The organism is Streptomyces sp. NBC_01351 (genome assembly GCF_036237315.1).
Lineage (GTDB): Bacteria > Actinomycetota > Actinomycetes > Streptomycetales > Streptomycetaceae > Streptomyces.
In genome coordinates, this window is sequence record NZ_CP108356.1 from 6,291,818 (window position 1) to 6,307,945 (window position 16,128).

A 16,128-nucleotide genomic window follows, 5' to 3' on the forward strand; every position below is an offset into this window, starting at 1 on the left:
TGCTCCACACCTGGGAGCTTTGTTGCTGTTCGTCCGGTTGACCGTGATTCGAAGTTTCGTTCACCGTGACGAGTGAAGATCGCGAAATGCCTTCGCGACCTTGAAAATGAAGGAGAAGTACCCCGGGTCGGATTCGAACCGACGCTGAATGGGTTTTGAATCCATCGCCTCTACCGCTGGGCTACCGGGGCCCCTTCGAAACGAAGGATACCTAAGACCCTCCGTGCCACAAACATACAGGAGCTAGGTAGGCTCGGGGGAGCTGAATCGCCTTGCAACAAGGAGCCCCCCGTGACCGCCGAGCACGAGTCGACGCCCACGCCCGACGCCGACCAGTCGCACGTTCCGCCGCTGACGACCCGTGTCGTCATCGCCGAGGACGAGGCGCTCATCCGTCTCGACCTGAAAGAGATGCTCGAAGAGGAGGGCTACTCCGTCGTCGGCGAGGCCGGCGACGGGCAGACGGCCGTGGAGCTCGCGCGTGAGCACCGCCCGGACCTCGTCATCCTCGACGTGAAGATGCCCGTCCTGGACGGGATCTCCGCCGCCGAGAAGATCGCCGAGGAGTCCATCGCCCCGGTGCTCATGCTCACCGCGTTCTCGCAGCGCGACCTCGTCGAGCGGGCGCGGGACGCCGGCGCGATGGCGTACCTCGTGAAGCCGTTCAGTAAGAGCGACGTCGTGCCGGCCATCGAGATGGCCGTCTCCCGCTTCGCGGAGCTGCGCGCGCTGGAGAAGGAGGTCGCGGACCTCTCGCTGCGGCTGGAGACCCGCAAGCTCGTCGACCGGGCCAAGAGCATCCTGCAGACGCAGTACGGCCTGACCGAGCCCGCCGCGTTCCGGTGGATCCAGAAGTCGTCCATGGACCGCCGGATGTCGATGCAGCAGGTCGCCGAGGTGGTCATCGAGGACGCCGAGGCGAAGAAGAAGGACAGCGGGAAGTAAGTAAGCAAGGCCCCTGGACATACGTGAGGCCCGTCTCCCCCCGAGGGGAGACGGGCCTCACGCGCACTACAAGGCACAGCAGGGCTGAGCCGGGCGGGGGTCAGTCCTCGCCGAGGTAGGCCTTGCGGACGTCCTCGTTGACGAGGAGCTCGCGGCCCGGGCCCGACAGTGCGACCTTGCCGATCTCCATGACGTGGCCCTGGTCGGCCAGGGACAGCGCGGCCTGGGCGTTCTGCTCGACCAGGAGGATGGTCGTGCCGGCGGCCTTGAGCTCGGCGATGGTCGCCATGATCTTCTGCATCATGATCGGCGACAGGCCCATGGAGGGCTCGTCCAGCATGAGCAGCTTCGGCTGGGACATGAGCGCGCGGCCCATGGCCAGCATCTGCTGCTCACCGCCCGAGAGGGTGCCCGCGGCCTGCTTGCGACGCTCTCCCAGGATCGGGAAGAGGTCGTAGGCGCGCTGGACGTCCTTGGCGATGCCTTCCTTGTCCTTGCGGAGGAAGGCGCCGAGGAGCAGGTTGTCCTCGATCGTCATGCGCGGGAAGATGTGCCGCCCCTCGGGGGAGTGGGCGAGTCCGAGCGAGACGATGTTGTGGGCGGGGACCTTCTTCAGGGACTTGCCCTGGAACTTGATCTGGCCGCTCTTGGGCTTGATCAGGCCGGAGAGGGTCCGCAGCGTCGTGGTCTTGCCGGCGCCGTTGGTGCCGATGAGGGTGACGATCTCACCTTCGTTGACGCTGAAGGAGATGCCCTTGACGGCTTCGATCTTGCCGTAGGCGACGCGGAGGTCCTCGACCTCGAGGAGGGCGGTCACTTGGCTTCTCCGTCCGTGCTGGTGGTGCTGTGCGCCTCGGCGGCTTCGACCTCCGCGATCTCCTCGGCGCCGGGGGCGCCTTCGAAGGGTTCGCCCAGGTAGGCCGCGACGACGCGTTCGTCGCCCTGGACCTCGGCGGCGGTGCCTTCGATGAGCTTTTCGCCCTGGACGAGGCAGGCGACGCGGTCGCAGAGGTTGAAGATGAAGCGCATGTCGTGCTCGATGACGAGGACGGCGATGCCCTGGTCCCGGATGGCGAAGATGAGTTCTTCGGTGGCGCGGGTTTCCTGGGGGTTCATGCCGGCGGTGGGCTCGTCGAGGAGGATGAGCCCGGGGTCGCTGGCGAGGGCGCGGGCGATTTCCAGCTTGCGCTGTTCGCCGTAGGGGAGGTTGCGGGCGAGGTGTTCGGCCTTGTGTGCGAGGCCGATGAACTCGAGCAGCTCCATGGCCCGCTCGCGGCTGGCCGCTTCCTCGCGGCCGAAGCTGGGCAGCCGCAGGAGGGCGGACCAGAGGCCTTCGCGGGTGCGGGTGTGGCGGCCGACGAGGACGTTTTCCAGGACCGTCATGTTGTTGAAGAGACGGATGTTCTGGAAGGTGCGGGCGATGCCGGCCGCGGTGACCTTGTAGGACTTGGGGGGCAGGACCGTGCCCTTGTACCGGACTTCACCCTCGGTGGGGATGTAGAGGCCGGTGAGGCAGTTGAAGAAGGTGGTCTTGCCGGCGCCGTTGGGGCCGATGAGGCCGACGATCTCGCCGCTCTTGACGGTGAGGTCGACGTTCTTGACGGCGGTGAGGCCGCCGAACCGCATCGTGACGCCGCGTGCGTCCAGGACGGTCTCCGCCGCGACGGCGGTGGTGGTGGTCGTCATGGGTCAGGCCCCTGTCTTGCTGAGGACTGTGGGCGCTTCGAGGTCCTTGTGGAGCTCAAGCTGGTTGCGCCGGTTGGGGATGAGGCCCTCGGGACGCAGGCGCATCAGGACGACGAGCGCGATGCCGAAGGCGAGGAGCTGGTACTCGCCGAGGGACTGGAGCTTGTTGGGGAGCAGGAAGAGCAGTGCTCCGCCGACGAGGGGTCCGGAGATGGTGCCCATGCCGCCGAGGACGACGGCTGCGAGCAGGAAGGCGGAGTTCGGCGGGACGGCGTTGGCGAACACGTACTGGTCGGGGGTGACCGTGTAGTTGACGTGTGCCTGGACGGCTCCGGCGAGTCCGGCGAGGGTGGCGCCGAGGGCGAAGGCGATGAGCTTGACGCGGAAGCCGTTGATGCCCATGGCTTCGGCGGCGGTTTCGTCTTCGCGGATGGCGACCCAGGCGCGGCCGATGCGGGATTCCGCGCTGCGGCGGAAGACCAGGACCACGATGAGGGTGATCAGGAGCATCAGCAGGAAGTAGTTCGCGAACCGGCCGATGGTGAATCCGGCGATGGTGTGCGGTACGCCGAAGTCGAATCCGAAGAGGTCGATGTTCGGGACGTTCGCGATGCCGTTGGGCCCGTTGGTGATGTCGGGGCCGGAGACGCCGTCGAGGTTGTTCATCGAGATTCGGAAGATTTCTCCGAAGCCGAGGGTGACGATGGCGAGGTAGTCGCCGCGCAGTCGCAGGGTGGGGGCGCCGATGAGGACGCCGAAGATCATGGATGCGGCGGCGCCGGCGAGGAGTGCGGCCCAGAAGGGGAGATGCACGCCGAACGGCGAGTTCGGGGAGCCGGAGACCAGGGCGGCGGTGTAGGCGCCGACGCCGAGGAAGGCGACGTATCCGAGGTCGAGGAGGCCGGTGAGGCCGACGACGATGTTCAGGCCGAGGGCGACGGTGGCGAAGATCAGGATGTTGACGCCGAGGTTCGCGTACTGGTCGTCGGTCTGGGTGAGGGGGAACGCTGCGGCCGCGGCGAAGGCGCCGACGAGGGCGACGTTGCGGTGCTTGGCGGTGAGGGCGGTCACGCGGGCCATGAGGCCGGCCTTGTTGAGGGCGCCGGCGCCGAAGCCCGCCGTGATCAGGAAGCCGATGAAGAGTTCCTGGTACGGCGTGGTGATGCCGTAGGTGAAGACGAAGAGCCCGATGCCGAGGACGGCGGCGATCAGCAGGATCTCGGCCCAGGCGGGCAGTTCGCGGACGGGGCGGACGGGGCCGGAGGCGAAGGCCGCCTTGAAGGTCGTCCACTTGTTGCCGAGGTCGTGCTTGAACTGGTCCCAGCCGTTGTCGTCGGGGTCGCCGGCTTCGAGCGCGGGGCGCTCGAAGGGGAGGGCGAGGGCGCCGACGAGGGCGATGAGGGTGGCGAGCATGGCGACGCCGGCGCCGGGCTCGAGGTTGATCGGGCCGCCGAGGGTCGCGGCGATGGAGATGCCGGTGTACCAGGCGGTGCCGAAGGCTGCGAGGGCGGCGAGTTTGATCGCTCCGTCGGCGCCTGCGGGGGTGAGCCAGCCGAGGCCCTTGACGCCGTAGGAGGCGAGGGCGAGGAGGACGGTGAGGGCGCCGCCGACGAGGACGAGCCACTGGAGGCCGCCGGGGTAGCCGGTGACCGTGAGGTTGCCGGGGTACTTGGCGGTCCAGGTCCAGGCCAGGAAGCAGGAGGCGATGGTGAGGGCGCCGCCTGCGATGACGAGGGTGCGTGCGGTCTTCTCGGGGATGCCGATGAAGCCCTTGTTCGTCGTGTCGTTCTTTGCGGTGGTGTTGACCGCGGTGATGGTCGTCATGGTTCTCACGCCCTGTCCGCCACGCGCTGCCCCAGCAGGCCCTGGGGCCGGAAGAGGAGCACGAGGATGAGAAGTACGAACGCCCAGGTGTTGCCCCAGGACTGTCCGCCCAGCTGCTCGAAGCCGGGGATCTCGGCGACGTAGGCGGTGGTGAGGGTCTCGGCGAGGCCGAGGACGAGGCCACCGATCATGGCTCCGTAGATGTTTCCGATGCCGCCGAGGACGGCGGCGGTGAAGGCCTTGAGGCCGAGCAGGAAGCCCATCTTGAAGTTGACTTCGCCGTACTTGAGGCCGTAGGCGACGGCGCCGATGGCGGCGAAGACGGCTCCGAGGGCGAACGCCATCATGATGATGCGGTCGGTGTTGATGCCCATCAGCTTGGCGGTGTCGGGGTCCTGGGCGGTTGCCTGCATGCCGCGGCCGCTGCGGGTCTTCTTGACGAAGAAGCCGAGGAAGGCCATGGAGAGCGGGGCTGCGATCAGGAGGAAGACGTCACCGGTCTGGATGGTGATGCTGCCGAGGTGGAAGGGGCCGCCGGAGATCTCGGGGAAGACCACGGAGGACGGGTACCAGGCCCAGACCGCCTGCTGGAGGACGATCGAGAGGCCGATGGCGGTGATGAGCGGGGCGAGCCGTGGCGCGCCCCGCAGGGGGCGGTATGCGAACCGTTCCGCGGTGACGGCGACGATGGTGGCGACGATGACGGCGCCTATGAGCATGAGGGGCAGGGCGACCCACATGGTGGTGCCGCCGGGGAGAGCCGTCCAGACCCAGAGGGCTCCGAACCCTCCGATCATGAAGATCTCGCCGTGGGCGAAGTTGATGAGCTGGACAATGCCATAGACCATCGTGTAGCCGATGGCGACGAGCCCGTACATGGATCCCAGTAGCAGGCCGTTGACCAGCTGTTGCGGCAGTTCGTGCACCGCAGGTCCTCCGAGTCTTTCGACGGATGTGACACCGCGCGGGGCGCTTGGTGCGCGCCCCGCGCGGCAAGTAGGGGTGTGGGCTGGCGGGTCAGCGTGCCAGCCCGCTGGAGATGTGTCAGCCGCCGAAGGTGCCGGACTCGACGGACTTCCAGTCGCCGCCCTCGACCTTGTAGACGGTGAGCTGCTTGTTGGTGGCGTCGCCGTACTCGTCGAAGGAGACCTTGCCGGTCACGCCGTCGAAGGAGACACCCTGGACGGCTTCGAGGACCTTGGCGCGGGCGTCCGTGGGGAGCTTGCCGTTGTTGGCGTCGACGACCTTCTTGACGGCCTCGATGACGGCCCAGGCCGAGTCGTACGAGTAGCCGCCGTAGGCCGCGAACGGGTCCTTGTAGCCGGCCTTCGTGTAGTTGGCGACGAAGTCCTTGGCGGACGGCAGGCTCTCGACGGGGGCGCCGACGGAGGTCGCGAAGTCGCCGACGGCGCCTTCGCCCGCGAGCTCGACGTACTTCTTGTCGTAGATGCCGTCGCCGCCGACGAGCGGGATGGCGGTGCCGGAGGCCTTGATCTGCTTGCTGAGCGGGCCGGCCGCGGGGTACTCGCCGCCGTAGTAGACGACGTCGGCGCCCGAGCTGCGGACCTGGGTCACGATCGCGGAGAAGTCCTTGGACTCCGGGTCGATGTGGCCCTCGCCGACGACCTGGCCGCCGAGCTTGGTGAACTCGCCCTTGAAGGTTCCGGCGAGGCCGGCGCCGTAGGTCTTCTTGTCATCAATGATGAAGACCTTCTTCTTGCCGCCCTTGTTGAAGAGGTACTGCGCCGCGAACGGGCCCTGGATGGCGTCCGTGGTGGCGGTGCGGAAGTAGCTCTTGTAGGTGCGGGTCTTCTGGCCCTCGGCCCACTTGGGGCCCTGGGTCAGGGACGGGCTGGTGTTGGCCGGGGAGATCTGGGCCAGCTTCGCGTCGTCGAAGACCTTCTGCATGGCCTCGGAGACGGAGGAGTTCAGGGGGCCGACGACACCGAGCACGTCCTTGTTGGCCGTGAGCTTGGTGGCGTTCTGCTGGCCGGAGGAGGCCTGCGCCTGGTCGTCGAGGGCTTCGACCTTGAAGGTGATGCCCTTGACGTAGCCCTTCTCGTTGGCCGTCTTGGCGGCGAGGTCGGCGGAGTTCTTGATGCCGAGGCCGAGGGCGGAGAGGTCGCCCGTCAGGGGGGCGTCGACGCCGATGACGACGGTGGTGCCACCTTCGGTGGCGCCGCCCTTGTCGTCGCGCGATCCGCAGGCGGTGAGAGTGAGGGCACCCGCGGCGAGGGCGGCGGTCACGGCGATGAGCTGACGATGACGCACGATCAGTCCTTTCCTGGCGCCGCGTCCCCCGTGGGACGCGTCGAGTCGAACGCGGGGAACCGAACTGAAGGAAATCCGGCGGTCGCGGTAACTGGCCGTGACTCTAGGCGGCGGATCGTCAGTTATGGAGGGCTGAGGCCAATGATGTGACTCTCTTGTTATGCCACGGCGTAATGCATAGCGGATGTCTGCGGGTGGAACGGGGGAATTCAGGCCGTTTCGTCTTGTCCGCATGTTGAGATAGGTGAGGACCGAACTGCAGTTTAGCTGCTGTCTTGCCAGGACTCTGGGGGGCTTTGGTCATGACGGCGCCGCGGCGGCGGCGTCTCGATCTTCGGGACACGCCCTGGTCAGGGCGGCGGAAAGATCCCTGGCATAACGGTCACCCGGGATGTAACTGTGATCCTCTTTCTGGAATCCATTACTGAGGGTTACCTCCAGGAATGGGAGTCCGGAATTCCGTGCCACATGCACGCAGTCTTCGGTTCGGAAGAGCACGGCGAGGTCCCGTGCTTCTCCGGGGCCGATCGTGACTGGCAGCGATGGCCGGATCGTCACGCTGAGCGCCTGTGACGGCTGACCGATCCGCTCCACCACGACGGCGGGGCCGGAGCTGTTGTGCACACGGACGGTGAGGGCGAAGGTGCTGCCGTCGGGGGCCGGATCCAGTGGCTCCACATACCGAACGGACACGGACTGTGAGGGTGCGGGCGGGGGCGGAGCCGCGGTCGGCGCCGGCCGGGTGGCGTACCAGCGGGCGGCGCCCGCGGCCAGCACGGCGGCGGCCGCCACGGCGAGCACGGCCCGCCGGTGGCGGGCGTACCGGTCACGCATCCAGGCCGAGCCCCGGGCGGCGGGCGTACGGGGCTCCCTGTGCGGGCCCTCGCGGCCCTCGGTGCCGTCCCCGGGCTCGACCGGGCCTATTCCGCCGCTCCTCACCAGGGACCGCCCGTCGGGGTGCCCGAGCGGTAGCGCTCGGCGCAGCGCCGGACGGCCTCGCGGGCGGTGAGTTCACGGGCGGCCGCGGGGCCCTTGTCCCGCTGCTCGGCCCGGGCCTCGTCGAGGACGGCGCGCAGGATGTCGTTCTGGCCGCCGGACAGGCCCATGGCCTGGTAGTCGAGGCCGACGGCGTCCCGGCCCTCGCCGGCGTCGAGGACGACCCCGGCCCAGTGGGTGATCAGGGAGGTGCACAGGTCCTGGGGGGAGGTGGTGTGCGGGGCCGGGGTGTCCGGGGCCGCGGAGGCGGGGGCGTCGGGGGTGCATCCCAGGAGCGCGGCGGCGAGGAGTGCCGTCGCCGCGCAGGTGGCCGTGGCGTGCCGCGGCGCCGGTCCCGATCCCATGCGGGAACGCTAGACCGGCGCCGGTGGCTGCACAACTGCTCGTAGCGGCCCTCTTGTTAAGACTCCGTGTCGCGCAGCAGGCAGGTGAGGCGGGCGGTGCAGACGCGGCGGTCCTGCTCGTCGCTGATCACGATGTCGTAGGTGGTGGTGGAGCGGCCGCGGTGGACGGGGGTGGCGACGCCGGTGACGGTGCCGGAGCGCACTCCGCGGTGGTGGGTGCAGTTCAGGTCCACGCCGACGGCGATCTTGTCGATGCCGCCGTGCATCATCGCGCCGACCGAGCCCAGGGTCTCGGCGAGGACGGCGGAGGCGCCGCCGTGGAGGAGTCCGTAGGGCTGGGTGTTGCCCTTGACGGGCATGGTGGCGACGACGCGCTCGGCGGAGGCTTCCAGGATGCGGATCTCCATCCGCTCGCCGAGGGCGCCCGCCGAGAACAGCGCGGGCAGGTCGATGCCCTTGGCCGCGTACTCGTCGAGTACTTCCTGCGGGAACTTCACAGCGTGCTCCTGACCCATGGGCCGGCTCCGTTCGTCAACGATCGTTAACCTGATTGTCCTGGGGTCGTTCTATCAGGCCGGTTCAGGCCGGTTCGAAGCGGATGACGACGGACTTGCTCGCGGGGGTGTTGCTGGTGTCGGCGGTGGAGTCGAGCGGGACCAGCACGTTCGTCTCGGGGTAGTAGGCGGCGGCGCAGCCGCGGGCGGTCGGGTAGTGCACGACGCGGAAGCCGGGCGCGCGGCGCTCCACGCCGTCCTTCCACTCGCTCACCAGGTCCGTGTAGGAGCCGTCGGCCAGGCCCAGCTCGGCGGCGTCCTCGGGGTTGACCATGACGACGCGGCGGCCGCCGGTGATGCCGCGGTAGCGGTCGTCGAGGCCGTAGATGGTGGTGTTGTACTGGTCGTGGCTGCGCAGGGTCTGCAGGAGCAGGCGGCCCTCGGGGACGCGGGGGTACTCCACGGGCGCGGCGGTGAAGTTGGCCTTGCCGGTCTTCGTGGGGAAGCGGCGTTCGTCGCGGGGGGCGTGGGGGAGCCGGAAGCCGCCGGGGCGGGCGACGCGGGTGTTGAAGTGGTCGAAGCCGGGGACGACGCGGGCGATCCGGTCGCGGATGAGGGAGTAGTCGCGTTCGAACGCCTCCCACGGGGTCTTCGAGGTGTCGCCGAGGACGGCGCGGGCCATGCGGGCGACGATGGCGGGCTCGGAGAGCAGGTGGGGGCCGGCGGGGGCGAGGTTGCCGCGGGAGGAGTGGACCATGCCCATGGAGTCCTCGACGGTCACGAACTGCTTGCCCGACGCCTGTACGTCCTTGTCGGTGCGGCCGAGGGTGGGCAGGATCAGGGCGCGCCTGCCGGTGACGGCGTGGGAGCGGTTGAGCTTGGTGGAGACGTGCACGGTCAGGGAGGCGCGGCGGATCGCGGCCTCGGTGACCTCGGTGTCGGGGGTGGCGCCGACGAAGTTGCCGCCCATGGCGAAGAGGACCTTGGCCTCGCCGTCGCGCAGGGCCCGGATGGAGCGGACCACGTCGAAGCCGTGCGCGCGCGGCGAGGTGATGCCGAATTCCTTGTCGAGGGCGTCGAGGAAGGCCGGCGCGGGCCGTTCGAAGATGCCCATGGTGCGGTCGCCCTGCACGTTGGAGTGGCCGCGGACGGGGCAGACGCCGGCGCCGGGGCGGCCGATGTCGCCGCGCAGCAGGAGCAGGTTGACGACCTCGCGGATGGTGGCGACGGCGTGCTTGTGCTGGGTGAGGCCCATGGCCCAGCAGACGATGGTGCGGTCCGAGGCCAGGATCATGGCCAGGGCGTGCTCGATCTCGGGGCGGGTGAGGCCGGTGGCGGTGAGGGTCTCGGCCCAGTCGGCTTCCTTGGCGGTGGCCGCGAACTCCTCGTAGCCGTGGGTGTGTTCGCGGATGAACTCCTCGTCGGTGGCGCCGCCCGCCTCGATGACGAGCTTGTTGAGGAGGCGGAAGAGGGCCTGGTCGCCGCCGATGCGGATCTGGAGGAACAGGTCGTTGAGTGCCGTGCCCTTGAGCATGCCGAGGGGGGTCTGCGGGTTCTTGAACCGCTCCATGCCGGCCTCGGGCAGCGGGTTCACCGAGATGATCTTCGCGCCGGCGGACTTGGCCTGCTCCAGGGCGGACAGCATGCGCGGGTGGTTGGTGCCCGGGTTCTGACCGGCGACGATGATCAGGTCGGCCTGGTGGAGGTCTTCGAGGGAGACGCTGCCCTTGCCGATGCCGATGGTCTCGTTGAGTGCGGAGCCCGAGGACTCGTGGCACATGTTGGAGCAGTCGGGCAGGTTGTTGGTGCCGAACTCGCGGGCGAAGAGCTGGAAGAGGAACGCGGCCTCGTTGCTGGTGCGGCCCGAGGTGTAGAAGAGGGCCTCGTCGGGGGAGTCGAGGGCGGTCAGCTCCTCGGCGATGATCGCGAAGGCGCGTTCCCAGCTGACGGCCTCGTAGCGGTCGGCACCTTCGGCCATGTACATGGGGTGCGTGATCCGGCCCTGCTGGCCCAGCCAGTACCCGGAGCGGGTCTCCAGGTCGGCGAGCGGGTGCGCGGCGAAGAACTCGGGGGTGACCCGGCGCAGCGTCGCCTCCTCCGCGACGGCCTTGGCGCCGTTCTCGCAGAACTCGGCGGTGTGCCGCTTGTCGCCCTCGGGCCAGGCGCAGCCGGGGCAGTCGAAGCCGTTCTTCTGGTTGACCTTGAGCAGGGTGCGGGCGGTGCGGGCCAGGCCCATCTGCTGCTGCGCGATCTTCAGGGTGTGCCCGATCGCGGGGAGTCCGGCGGCCGCGTGCTGGGGAGGCGCTACCTGCGGCGCGTCCTGCACCGGATCACCTGCGGGCGGCTTGGTGGCCATGTCGCTCCCCTTTGAGCTGTCTTCGCGTACTCATCTCGTACACATCTGATCCTGTCACGCTCCGCCGACATCGCCGACGGCGGATTTGTCGGTGGGGGCGCCTAGGATCGGGGGCGTGGCAGATTCAGCATCGAAGAAGACCGACCAGCCGACCGCAGCGGACCGCCCCCGCCTGATGCTCATGGACGGGCACTCCCTGGCGTACCGGGCGTTCTTCGCGCTGCCCGCGGAGAACTTCACGACGGCGACCGGCCAGCCGACCAACGCCATCTACGGCTTCGCGTCGATGCTGGCGAACACGCTGCGCGACGAGGCGCCCACGCACTTCGCGGTGGCGTTCGACGTGTCCCGCAAGACGTGGCGCTCGACGGAGTTCCCCGAGTACAAGGCGAACCGCTCCAAGACCCCCGACGAGTTCAAGGGGCAGGTCGAGCTGATCGGCGAGCTCCTCGACACGATGAAGGTGCCCCGGTTCGCCGTGGAGGGCTTCGAGGCCGACGACGTGATCGCGACGCTGGCGACGCAGGCGGAGGCCGCCGGCTTCGACGTGCTGATCGTCACCGGTGACCGGGACTCCTTCCAGCTCGTCTCCGAGCACACCACCGTGCTGTACCCGACCAAGGGCGTCTCCGAGCTGACCCGGTTCACCCCGGAGAAGGTGGAGGAGAAGTACGGGCTCACCCCCCAGCAGTACCCGGACTTCGCGGCGCTGCGCGGCGACCCGTCCGACAACCTGCCGGGCATCCCGGGCGTCGGTGAGAAGACCGCGGCCAAGTGGATCACCCAGTTCGGCTCGTTCGCGGAGCTCGTGGAGCGTGCGGACGAGGTGAAGGGCAAGGCCGGGCAGAACTTCCGGGACCACCTGGAGGCCGTCAAGCTCAACCGGGTCCTGACCGAGATGGTCAAGGACGTCGAGCTGCCCAAGACCCCCGCCGACCTGGCCCGCGCCCCCTACGACCGGACCGCCATGATCGGCGTGCTGGACGTGCTGGAGATCCGCAACGCCTCGCTGCGCGAGCGGCTGCTCGCCGTGGACCCGGGCGCGGCCGAGGAGCAGGCCCCCGCCCCGGCGGCGGCGGGCGTGGAGCTCGACGCCTCCGTACTGGGCGCGGGCGAGCTGGCACCGTGGCTGGCGGCACACGCGGGCGGCCCGCTGGGCGTGGCGACCGTCGACAGCTGGGCGCTGGGCCAGGGCAATGTCAGCGAGATCGCGCTGGCCGCGGCCGGGGGCGCTGCCGCCTGGTTCGAGCCGTCCGAGCTGGACGGGGCCGACGAGCAGGCCTTCGCGGCCTGGGCCGCCGATGCGGCGAAGCCGAAGGTCGTGCACAACGCCAAGGGCCTGATGCGGGTCTTCCCCGAGCACGGCTGGACCCTCTCCGGCGTCACCATGGACACGGCGCTCGCCGCCTACCTGGTCAAGCCGGGCCGCCGGTCCTTCGCCCTGGACGTCCTGTCCAACGAGTACCTGCACCGCGAGCTGGCGCCGGCCGCCGCCGACGGCCAGCTGGCCTTCGGCGCGGACGACACGGCCGAGGCGGAGGCGCTGATGGCGCAGGCCCGCGCGGTCCTGGACCTCGGCGACGCCTTCACCGACAAGCTCGACGAGGTGGGCGCGGTCGAGCTGCTCCACGACATGGAGCTGCCGACCTCCGAGCTCCTCGCCCGGATGGAGCGGGCCGGCATCGCCGCCGACCGCGACCACCTGGAGGCCATGGAGCAGCAGTTCGCGGGCGCGGTGCAGCAGGCCGTGAAGGAGGCGCACGCCGCAGTCGGCCACGAGTTCAACCTGGGCTCGCCCAAGCAGCTGCAGGAGGTCTTCTTCGGCGAGCTGGACCTGCCGAAGACGAAGAAGACCAAGACCGGCTACACGACGGACGCGGACGCGCTGGCCTGGCTGGCCACGCAGACCGACCACGAACTGCCGGTGATCATGCTGCGGCACCGGGAGCAGGCCAAGCTGCGCGTCACCGTCGAGGGCCTGGTCAAGACCATCGCCGCCGACGGCCGGGTGCACACGAGCTTCAGCCAGACCGTCGCCGCGACCGGACGCCTGTCCTCCACCGACCCCAACCTGCAGAACGTGCCGGTGCGCACCGACGAGGGCCGCGCCATCCGCCGCGGTTTCGTCGTCGGCGAGGGCTTCGATTCCCTCATGACCGCCGACTACAGCCAGATCGAGCTCCGCGTGATGGCCCACCTCTCCGAGGACGAGGGCCTGATCGAGGCCTTCGCGACCGGCGAGGACCTCCACACCACCGTCGCCTCCCAGGTGTTCGGCGTGGAGCGCTCGCAGGTCGACGCCGAGATGCGCCGCAAGATCAAGGCCATGTCGTACGGCCTCGCCTACGGGCTCTCCGCCTTCGGTCTCGCCCAGCAGCTGAACATCGAGCCCGCCGAGGCGCGCGGCCTGATGGAGACCTTCTTCGAGCGGTTCGGCGGGGTCCGCGAGTACCTCCAGCGCGTGGTCGACGAGGCCCGTGCCACGGGATACACGGCCACGATCTTCGGCCGCCGCCGTTACCTGCCCGACCTCAACAGCGACAACCGCCAGCGCCGCGAGGCCGCCGAGCGGATGGCGCTCAACGCCCCGATCCAGGGCACCGCCGCCGACATCGTCAAGGTGGCGATGCTGCGCGTGGACAAGGCGATCGTGGCGGCCGGGCTGAAGTCGCGGATGCTGCTCCAGGTCCACGACGAAATCGTGCTGGAGATCGCCCCGGGCGAGCGCGAGCAGGTCGAGGAGCTGGTGCGCCGCGAGATGGGCGCCGCCGTCGAGCTCCGCGCCCCGCTGGACGTGTCCGTGGGCGACGGCCCGGACTGGGAGTCCGCCGCGCACTGAGGCGCGTACCGCCTTCGGCGGACCATCGGTGCCCCGCCCGTCCCTTCCGCTCAGGCGGTGGGGACGGGCGTTCGCGTTTCCTCGTCCGTGGTGCCGCCGCGGACGCGGCCCGGCCGGTGGCGCAGCCGCACGAGGGTCCCGTAGAGCAGCAGGGCCACGATGAGCCCGCCGCCCGCGCCGAAGCAGACGGTCGGGATGATGTCGAGCGGGGTGCGGATCCGGTCGAAGAAGGTGTAGAAGCGGATCACGCGCAGGGTGACCCCGGCCGCCACGCACACGAGGACCAGGGCGAGCGCACCCCACGTCCCGGCCCGGCCGAGCACCGGGACGGACGGCGGCGGCTCGGAGCGCGGCAGGCGGCGCAGCGCGGTCGCCGTGAACCAGACCAGGGCGCAGGCCGCGAGCGCCGAACTGCCGTACTGCAGGTACGAGTAGAGGGGCAGGCCGAAGGCGAGCGGACGGCCCAGGTCCAGACTGTTCGTCCCCCACCGGTCGATGTGCGTGAAGCTGTCCCACAGCACGTGCGTGAGGGAACCGGCGACGGCCGAGAGGTAGAACCACAGGGTCAGCGAGGGCAGTCGGCGCCCGCGCCAGGCCTCTCCCCGGACGAGCGCGTGCACCTGGCCCCGGCGGCCGCGCGGCAGGAGCGCGATCAACGGCTCGCGCAGCAGCAGCCAGAACCCCGCGAGGACGGCGGTGAGCACCGCGTCGACGGTGAGGATCCCGGGCAGGGAGTGCGTGAAGGTTCCGTACGGTTTGACGCCCGAGACGATCGTGTCCGCGAAGTAGAACGTGTCCGGCGCGAAGGACCCGAGGACCAGCGCCGAGGCCACGAGAGGGCCCCGCGCACGCCCGGTCCGGCGGATGGCCGGAAGTACGGCGGCCGCGTGGCTCAGTGTGAACGGCATGGCGCTTCTCCTCGTGACGGGGCGGTCCGCACAGTATGCGTGGCCCCCGCACGGACGTGGGGATGTGGTGAATTCCGCTCCGTGGCTCGTGCCCTGTGCGGGGAGCTGACGTAGGGTCACGCCGACGTCGAGGGGGAGGGGTCCGGCTCATGTCGGCTCGAACAACCGGAGTCAGGCTGCGCAGGGGCGGGGCCGCCGCCCTCGTCACCGCGCTGGTGGTCGCGGCGGTGACCGCATCTCAGGGACCGGTCGGCGGGAGAACGCAGCGCCCCGTGGCGGAGGCCGCGTCGGAGACGGCGGCGCCCGCGCCCGCCGACGCGGGGGCGGGCGCAGACGGAGGGGACTCCTCCTACTTCACCGAACTCCCGCCGCTGGTCAGCCCCGAGCCGCCGGCAGTCGCGCTGCCGGACGAGGCGGCAGCCCCGCAACCCCGGGCGCAGGCGGCGCCGGCCGCTGCCGAGGACGCCCCGGCGGAGGCGGTGCGCGGGATACCGGCGAGCGTGCTCGTGGCGTACCGGAGGGCCGAGCGGACGGTGGGGGAGAGCGACCCGGGGTGCGGGCTGCGCTGGCAACTCCTCGCGGCCATAGGCAAGGTCGAGTCCGGGCAGGCGCGCGGCGGCCGGGTGGACGCGGCCGGGACCACGCTCCGCCCCATCCTCGGGCCCGTACTCGACGGCAACGGCTTCGCGAACATCTCCGACACGGACGGCGGCGCCTACGACGGGGACACCCGGTACGACCGGGCGATCGGGCCGATGCAGTTCATCCCCTCCACGTGGGCGGCGTGGGGCCAGGACGCGGACGGCGACGGGCGCCGCAACCCGAACAACGTGCACGATGCGGCCCTAGCGGCCGGCCGCTACCTGTGCGCGGGCACGAGGGACCTGCGGGTGGCCGCGGACCTGGACCGGGCGGTGCTCTCGTACAACCACTCCACCGCGTACCTGCGGACGGTGCGGTCCTGGTTCACGTACTACCTGGCGGGTACGCACGAGATCCCGGACGGGGGGAACACGGGCACACCGGACCAGAAGCCGACTCCCTCGCCGAAGCCTCCGTCGACGTCGACGTCGAAGCCGACTCCGCCGCCGACTCCCGCGCCGAAGCCGACTCCGCCGCCGACTCCCGCGCCGAAGCCGACGCCCTCGCCGACTCCGCCGCCCACGCCTACCCCGAGCCCGTCTCCGACACCTACGCCGTCTCCGACACCTACGCCGAGCCCGACCCCGACTCCCACGCCGAGCCCGACGCCGACGCATACCCCGACGCCGACCCCGACACCCACGCCCACACCCGAGCTGACTCAAGCGTCGAGCCCGCCCCCGACGCCCACTCCGACCCCGACCCCGACCCCGACCGAGACGCCCGGCCCGACCGTTGCGCCGAGCCCCAAGGTGACGCCGAGCTCCAGCCCGACCGCCACGGCGACTCCCGGGACCGGGACCGTGCCCTCCCCGTAGCCGGC

Annotated in this window: 13 protein-coding genes and 1 tRNA gene; 3 read left to right on the forward strand and 11 right to left on the reverse strand. The window is 70.1% G+C overall.

Annotated features, from left to right (window positions below; genetic code table 11):
• Positions 1-118: 118 nt before the first annotated feature.
• Positions 119-191 (reverse strand) — tRNA-Leu (locus OG625_RS29025).
• A gap of 100 nt (positions 192-291) precedes the next feature.
• Between OG625_RS29025 and OG625_RS29030 the strand changes: the two genes are divergently transcribed.
• On the forward strand, positions 292-945 hold the full coding sequence (locus OG625_RS29030) for an ANTAR domain-containing response regulator (RefSeq protein WP_329386887.1): 654 nt from the start codon (positions 292-294) through the stop codon (positions 943-945).
• Between the two features lie 100 nt (positions 946-1,045).
• Here the strand turns inward: OG625_RS29030 and OG625_RS29035 are convergent, their stop codons facing one another.
• The 9 genes from OG625_RS29035 to OG625_RS29075 all read right to left on the reverse strand — a co-directional run bounded on the left by OG625_RS29035 (position 1,046) and on the right by OG625_RS29075 (position 10,916).
• Positions 1,046-1,762: an ABC transporter ATP-binding protein gene (locus OG625_RS29035; protein WP_329386889.1), complete on the reverse strand. Its 717-nt coding sequence runs from the start codon at positions 1,760-1,762 to the stop codon at positions 1,046-1,048.
• The gene (locus tag OG625_RS29040) at positions 1,759-2,631 is read right to left on the reverse strand and encodes an ABC transporter ATP-binding protein (protein WP_329386891.1); all 873 of its coding nucleotides are present in this window, start codon (positions 2,629-2,631) and stop codon (positions 1,759-1,761) included. The genes OG625_RS29035 and OG625_RS29040 overlap by 4 nt, the downstream gene beginning before the upstream one ends.
• Positions 2,632-2,634: 3 nt before the next feature.
• Positions 2,635-4,455, reverse strand: coding sequence for a branched-chain amino acid ABC transporter permease (locus OG625_RS29045; RefSeq protein WP_329386893.1), 1,821 nt, complete (start codon positions 4,453-4,455; stop codon positions 2,635-2,637).
• 5 nt (positions 4,456-4,460) lie between these two features.
• Entirely contained in the window at positions 4,461-5,381 is a 921-nt protein-coding gene (locus OG625_RS29050; protein ID WP_329386895.1) for a branched-chain amino acid ABC transporter permease, read from the reverse strand.
• 118 nt (positions 5,382-5,499) lie between these two features.
• Positions 5,500-6,726: a branched-chain amino acid ABC transporter substrate-binding protein gene (locus tag OG625_RS29055; protein ID WP_329386897.1), complete on the reverse strand. Its 1,227-nt coding sequence runs from the start codon at positions 6,724-6,726 to the stop codon at positions 5,500-5,502.
• 300 nt (positions 6,727-7,026) lie between these two features.
• Positions 7,027-7,404 carry a hypothetical protein gene (locus OG625_RS29060; protein WP_329386899.1) on the reverse strand — a complete coding sequence of 126 codons (378 nt, stop codon included), beginning with the start codon at positions 7,402-7,404 and terminating at the stop codon, positions 7,027-7,029.
• Positions 7,405-7,661: 257 nt separating this feature from the next.
• Positions 7,662-8,066: a hypothetical protein gene (locus OG625_RS29065; RefSeq protein WP_329386901.1), complete on the reverse strand. Its 405-nt coding sequence runs from the start codon at positions 8,064-8,066 to the stop codon at positions 7,662-7,664.
• 56 nt (positions 8,067-8,122) lie between these two features.
• Positions 8,123-8,581, reverse strand: coding sequence for a PaaI family thioesterase (locus OG625_RS29070; RefSeq protein WP_329386903.1), 459 nt, complete (start codon positions 8,579-8,581; stop codon positions 8,123-8,125).
• A 64-nt stretch (positions 8,582-8,645) separates the two neighbouring features.
• A complete protein-coding gene (locus OG625_RS29075; protein WP_329386905.1) occupies positions 8,646-10,916 on the reverse strand; it encodes an FdhF/YdeP family oxidoreductase in 2,271 nt (756 codons plus the stop codon).
• A gap of 115 nt (positions 10,917-11,031) precedes the next feature.
• Here OG625_RS29075 and polA point away from each other — a divergent pair, with 115 nt between their 5' ends.
• Positions 11,032-13,755, forward strand: coding sequence for a DNA polymerase I (gene polA, locus OG625_RS29080; RefSeq protein ID WP_329386907.1), 2,724 nt, complete (start codon positions 11,032-11,034; stop codon positions 13,753-13,755).
• Between the two features lie 50 nt (positions 13,756-13,805).
• On the opposite strand, the gene OG625_RS29085 is transcribed toward polA, so the two are convergent.
• Positions 13,806-14,663 (reverse strand): DUF4184 family protein, encoded by an 858-nt coding sequence (locus tag OG625_RS29085; protein WP_329386909.1) that lies wholly within the window; start codon positions 14,661-14,663, stop codon positions 13,806-13,808.
• A gap of 149 nt (positions 14,664-14,812) precedes the next feature.
• Here OG625_RS29085 and OG625_RS29090 point away from each other — a divergent pair, with 149 nt between their 5' ends.
• Positions 14,813-16,123 carry a lytic transglycosylase domain-containing protein gene (locus tag OG625_RS29090; protein ID WP_329386912.1) on the forward strand — a complete coding sequence of 437 codons (1,311 nt, stop codon included), beginning with the start codon at positions 14,813-14,815 and terminating at the stop codon, positions 16,121-16,123.
• Positions 16,124-16,128: the final 5 nt, after the last annotated feature.

Excerpts from the sequence above, each read along its gene's own strand:
- OG625_RS29040 (WP_329386891.1), bottom strand. The coding sequence starts at position 2,631 with ATGACGACCACCACCACCGCCGTCGCGGCGGAGACCGTCCTGGACGCA.
- OG625_RS29045 (WP_329386893.1), bottom strand. The coding sequence starts at position 4,455 with ATGACGACCATCACCGCGGTCAACACCACCGCAAAGAACGACACGACG.
- OG625_RS29065 (WP_329386901.1), bottom strand. The coding sequence starts at position 8,066 with ATGGGATCGGGACCGGCGCCGCGGCACGCCACGGCCACCTGCGCGGCG.
- OG625_RS29070 (WP_329386903.1), bottom strand. The coding sequence starts at position 8,581 with ATGGGTCAGGAGCACGCTGTGAAGTTCCCGCAGGAAGTACTCGACGAG.
- OG625_RS29075 (WP_329386905.1), bottom strand. The coding sequence starts at position 10,916 with ATGGCCACCAAGCCGCCCGCAGGTGATCCGGTGCAGGACGCGCCGCAG.
- OG625_RS29085 (WP_329386909.1), bottom strand. The coding sequence starts at position 14,663 with ATGCCGTTCACACTGAGCCACGCGGCCGCCGTACTTCCGGCCATCCGC.
- OG625_RS29090 (WP_329386912.1), top strand. The coding sequence starts at position 14,813 with ATGTCGGCTCGAACAACCGGAGTCAGGCTGCGCAGGGGCGGGGCCGCC.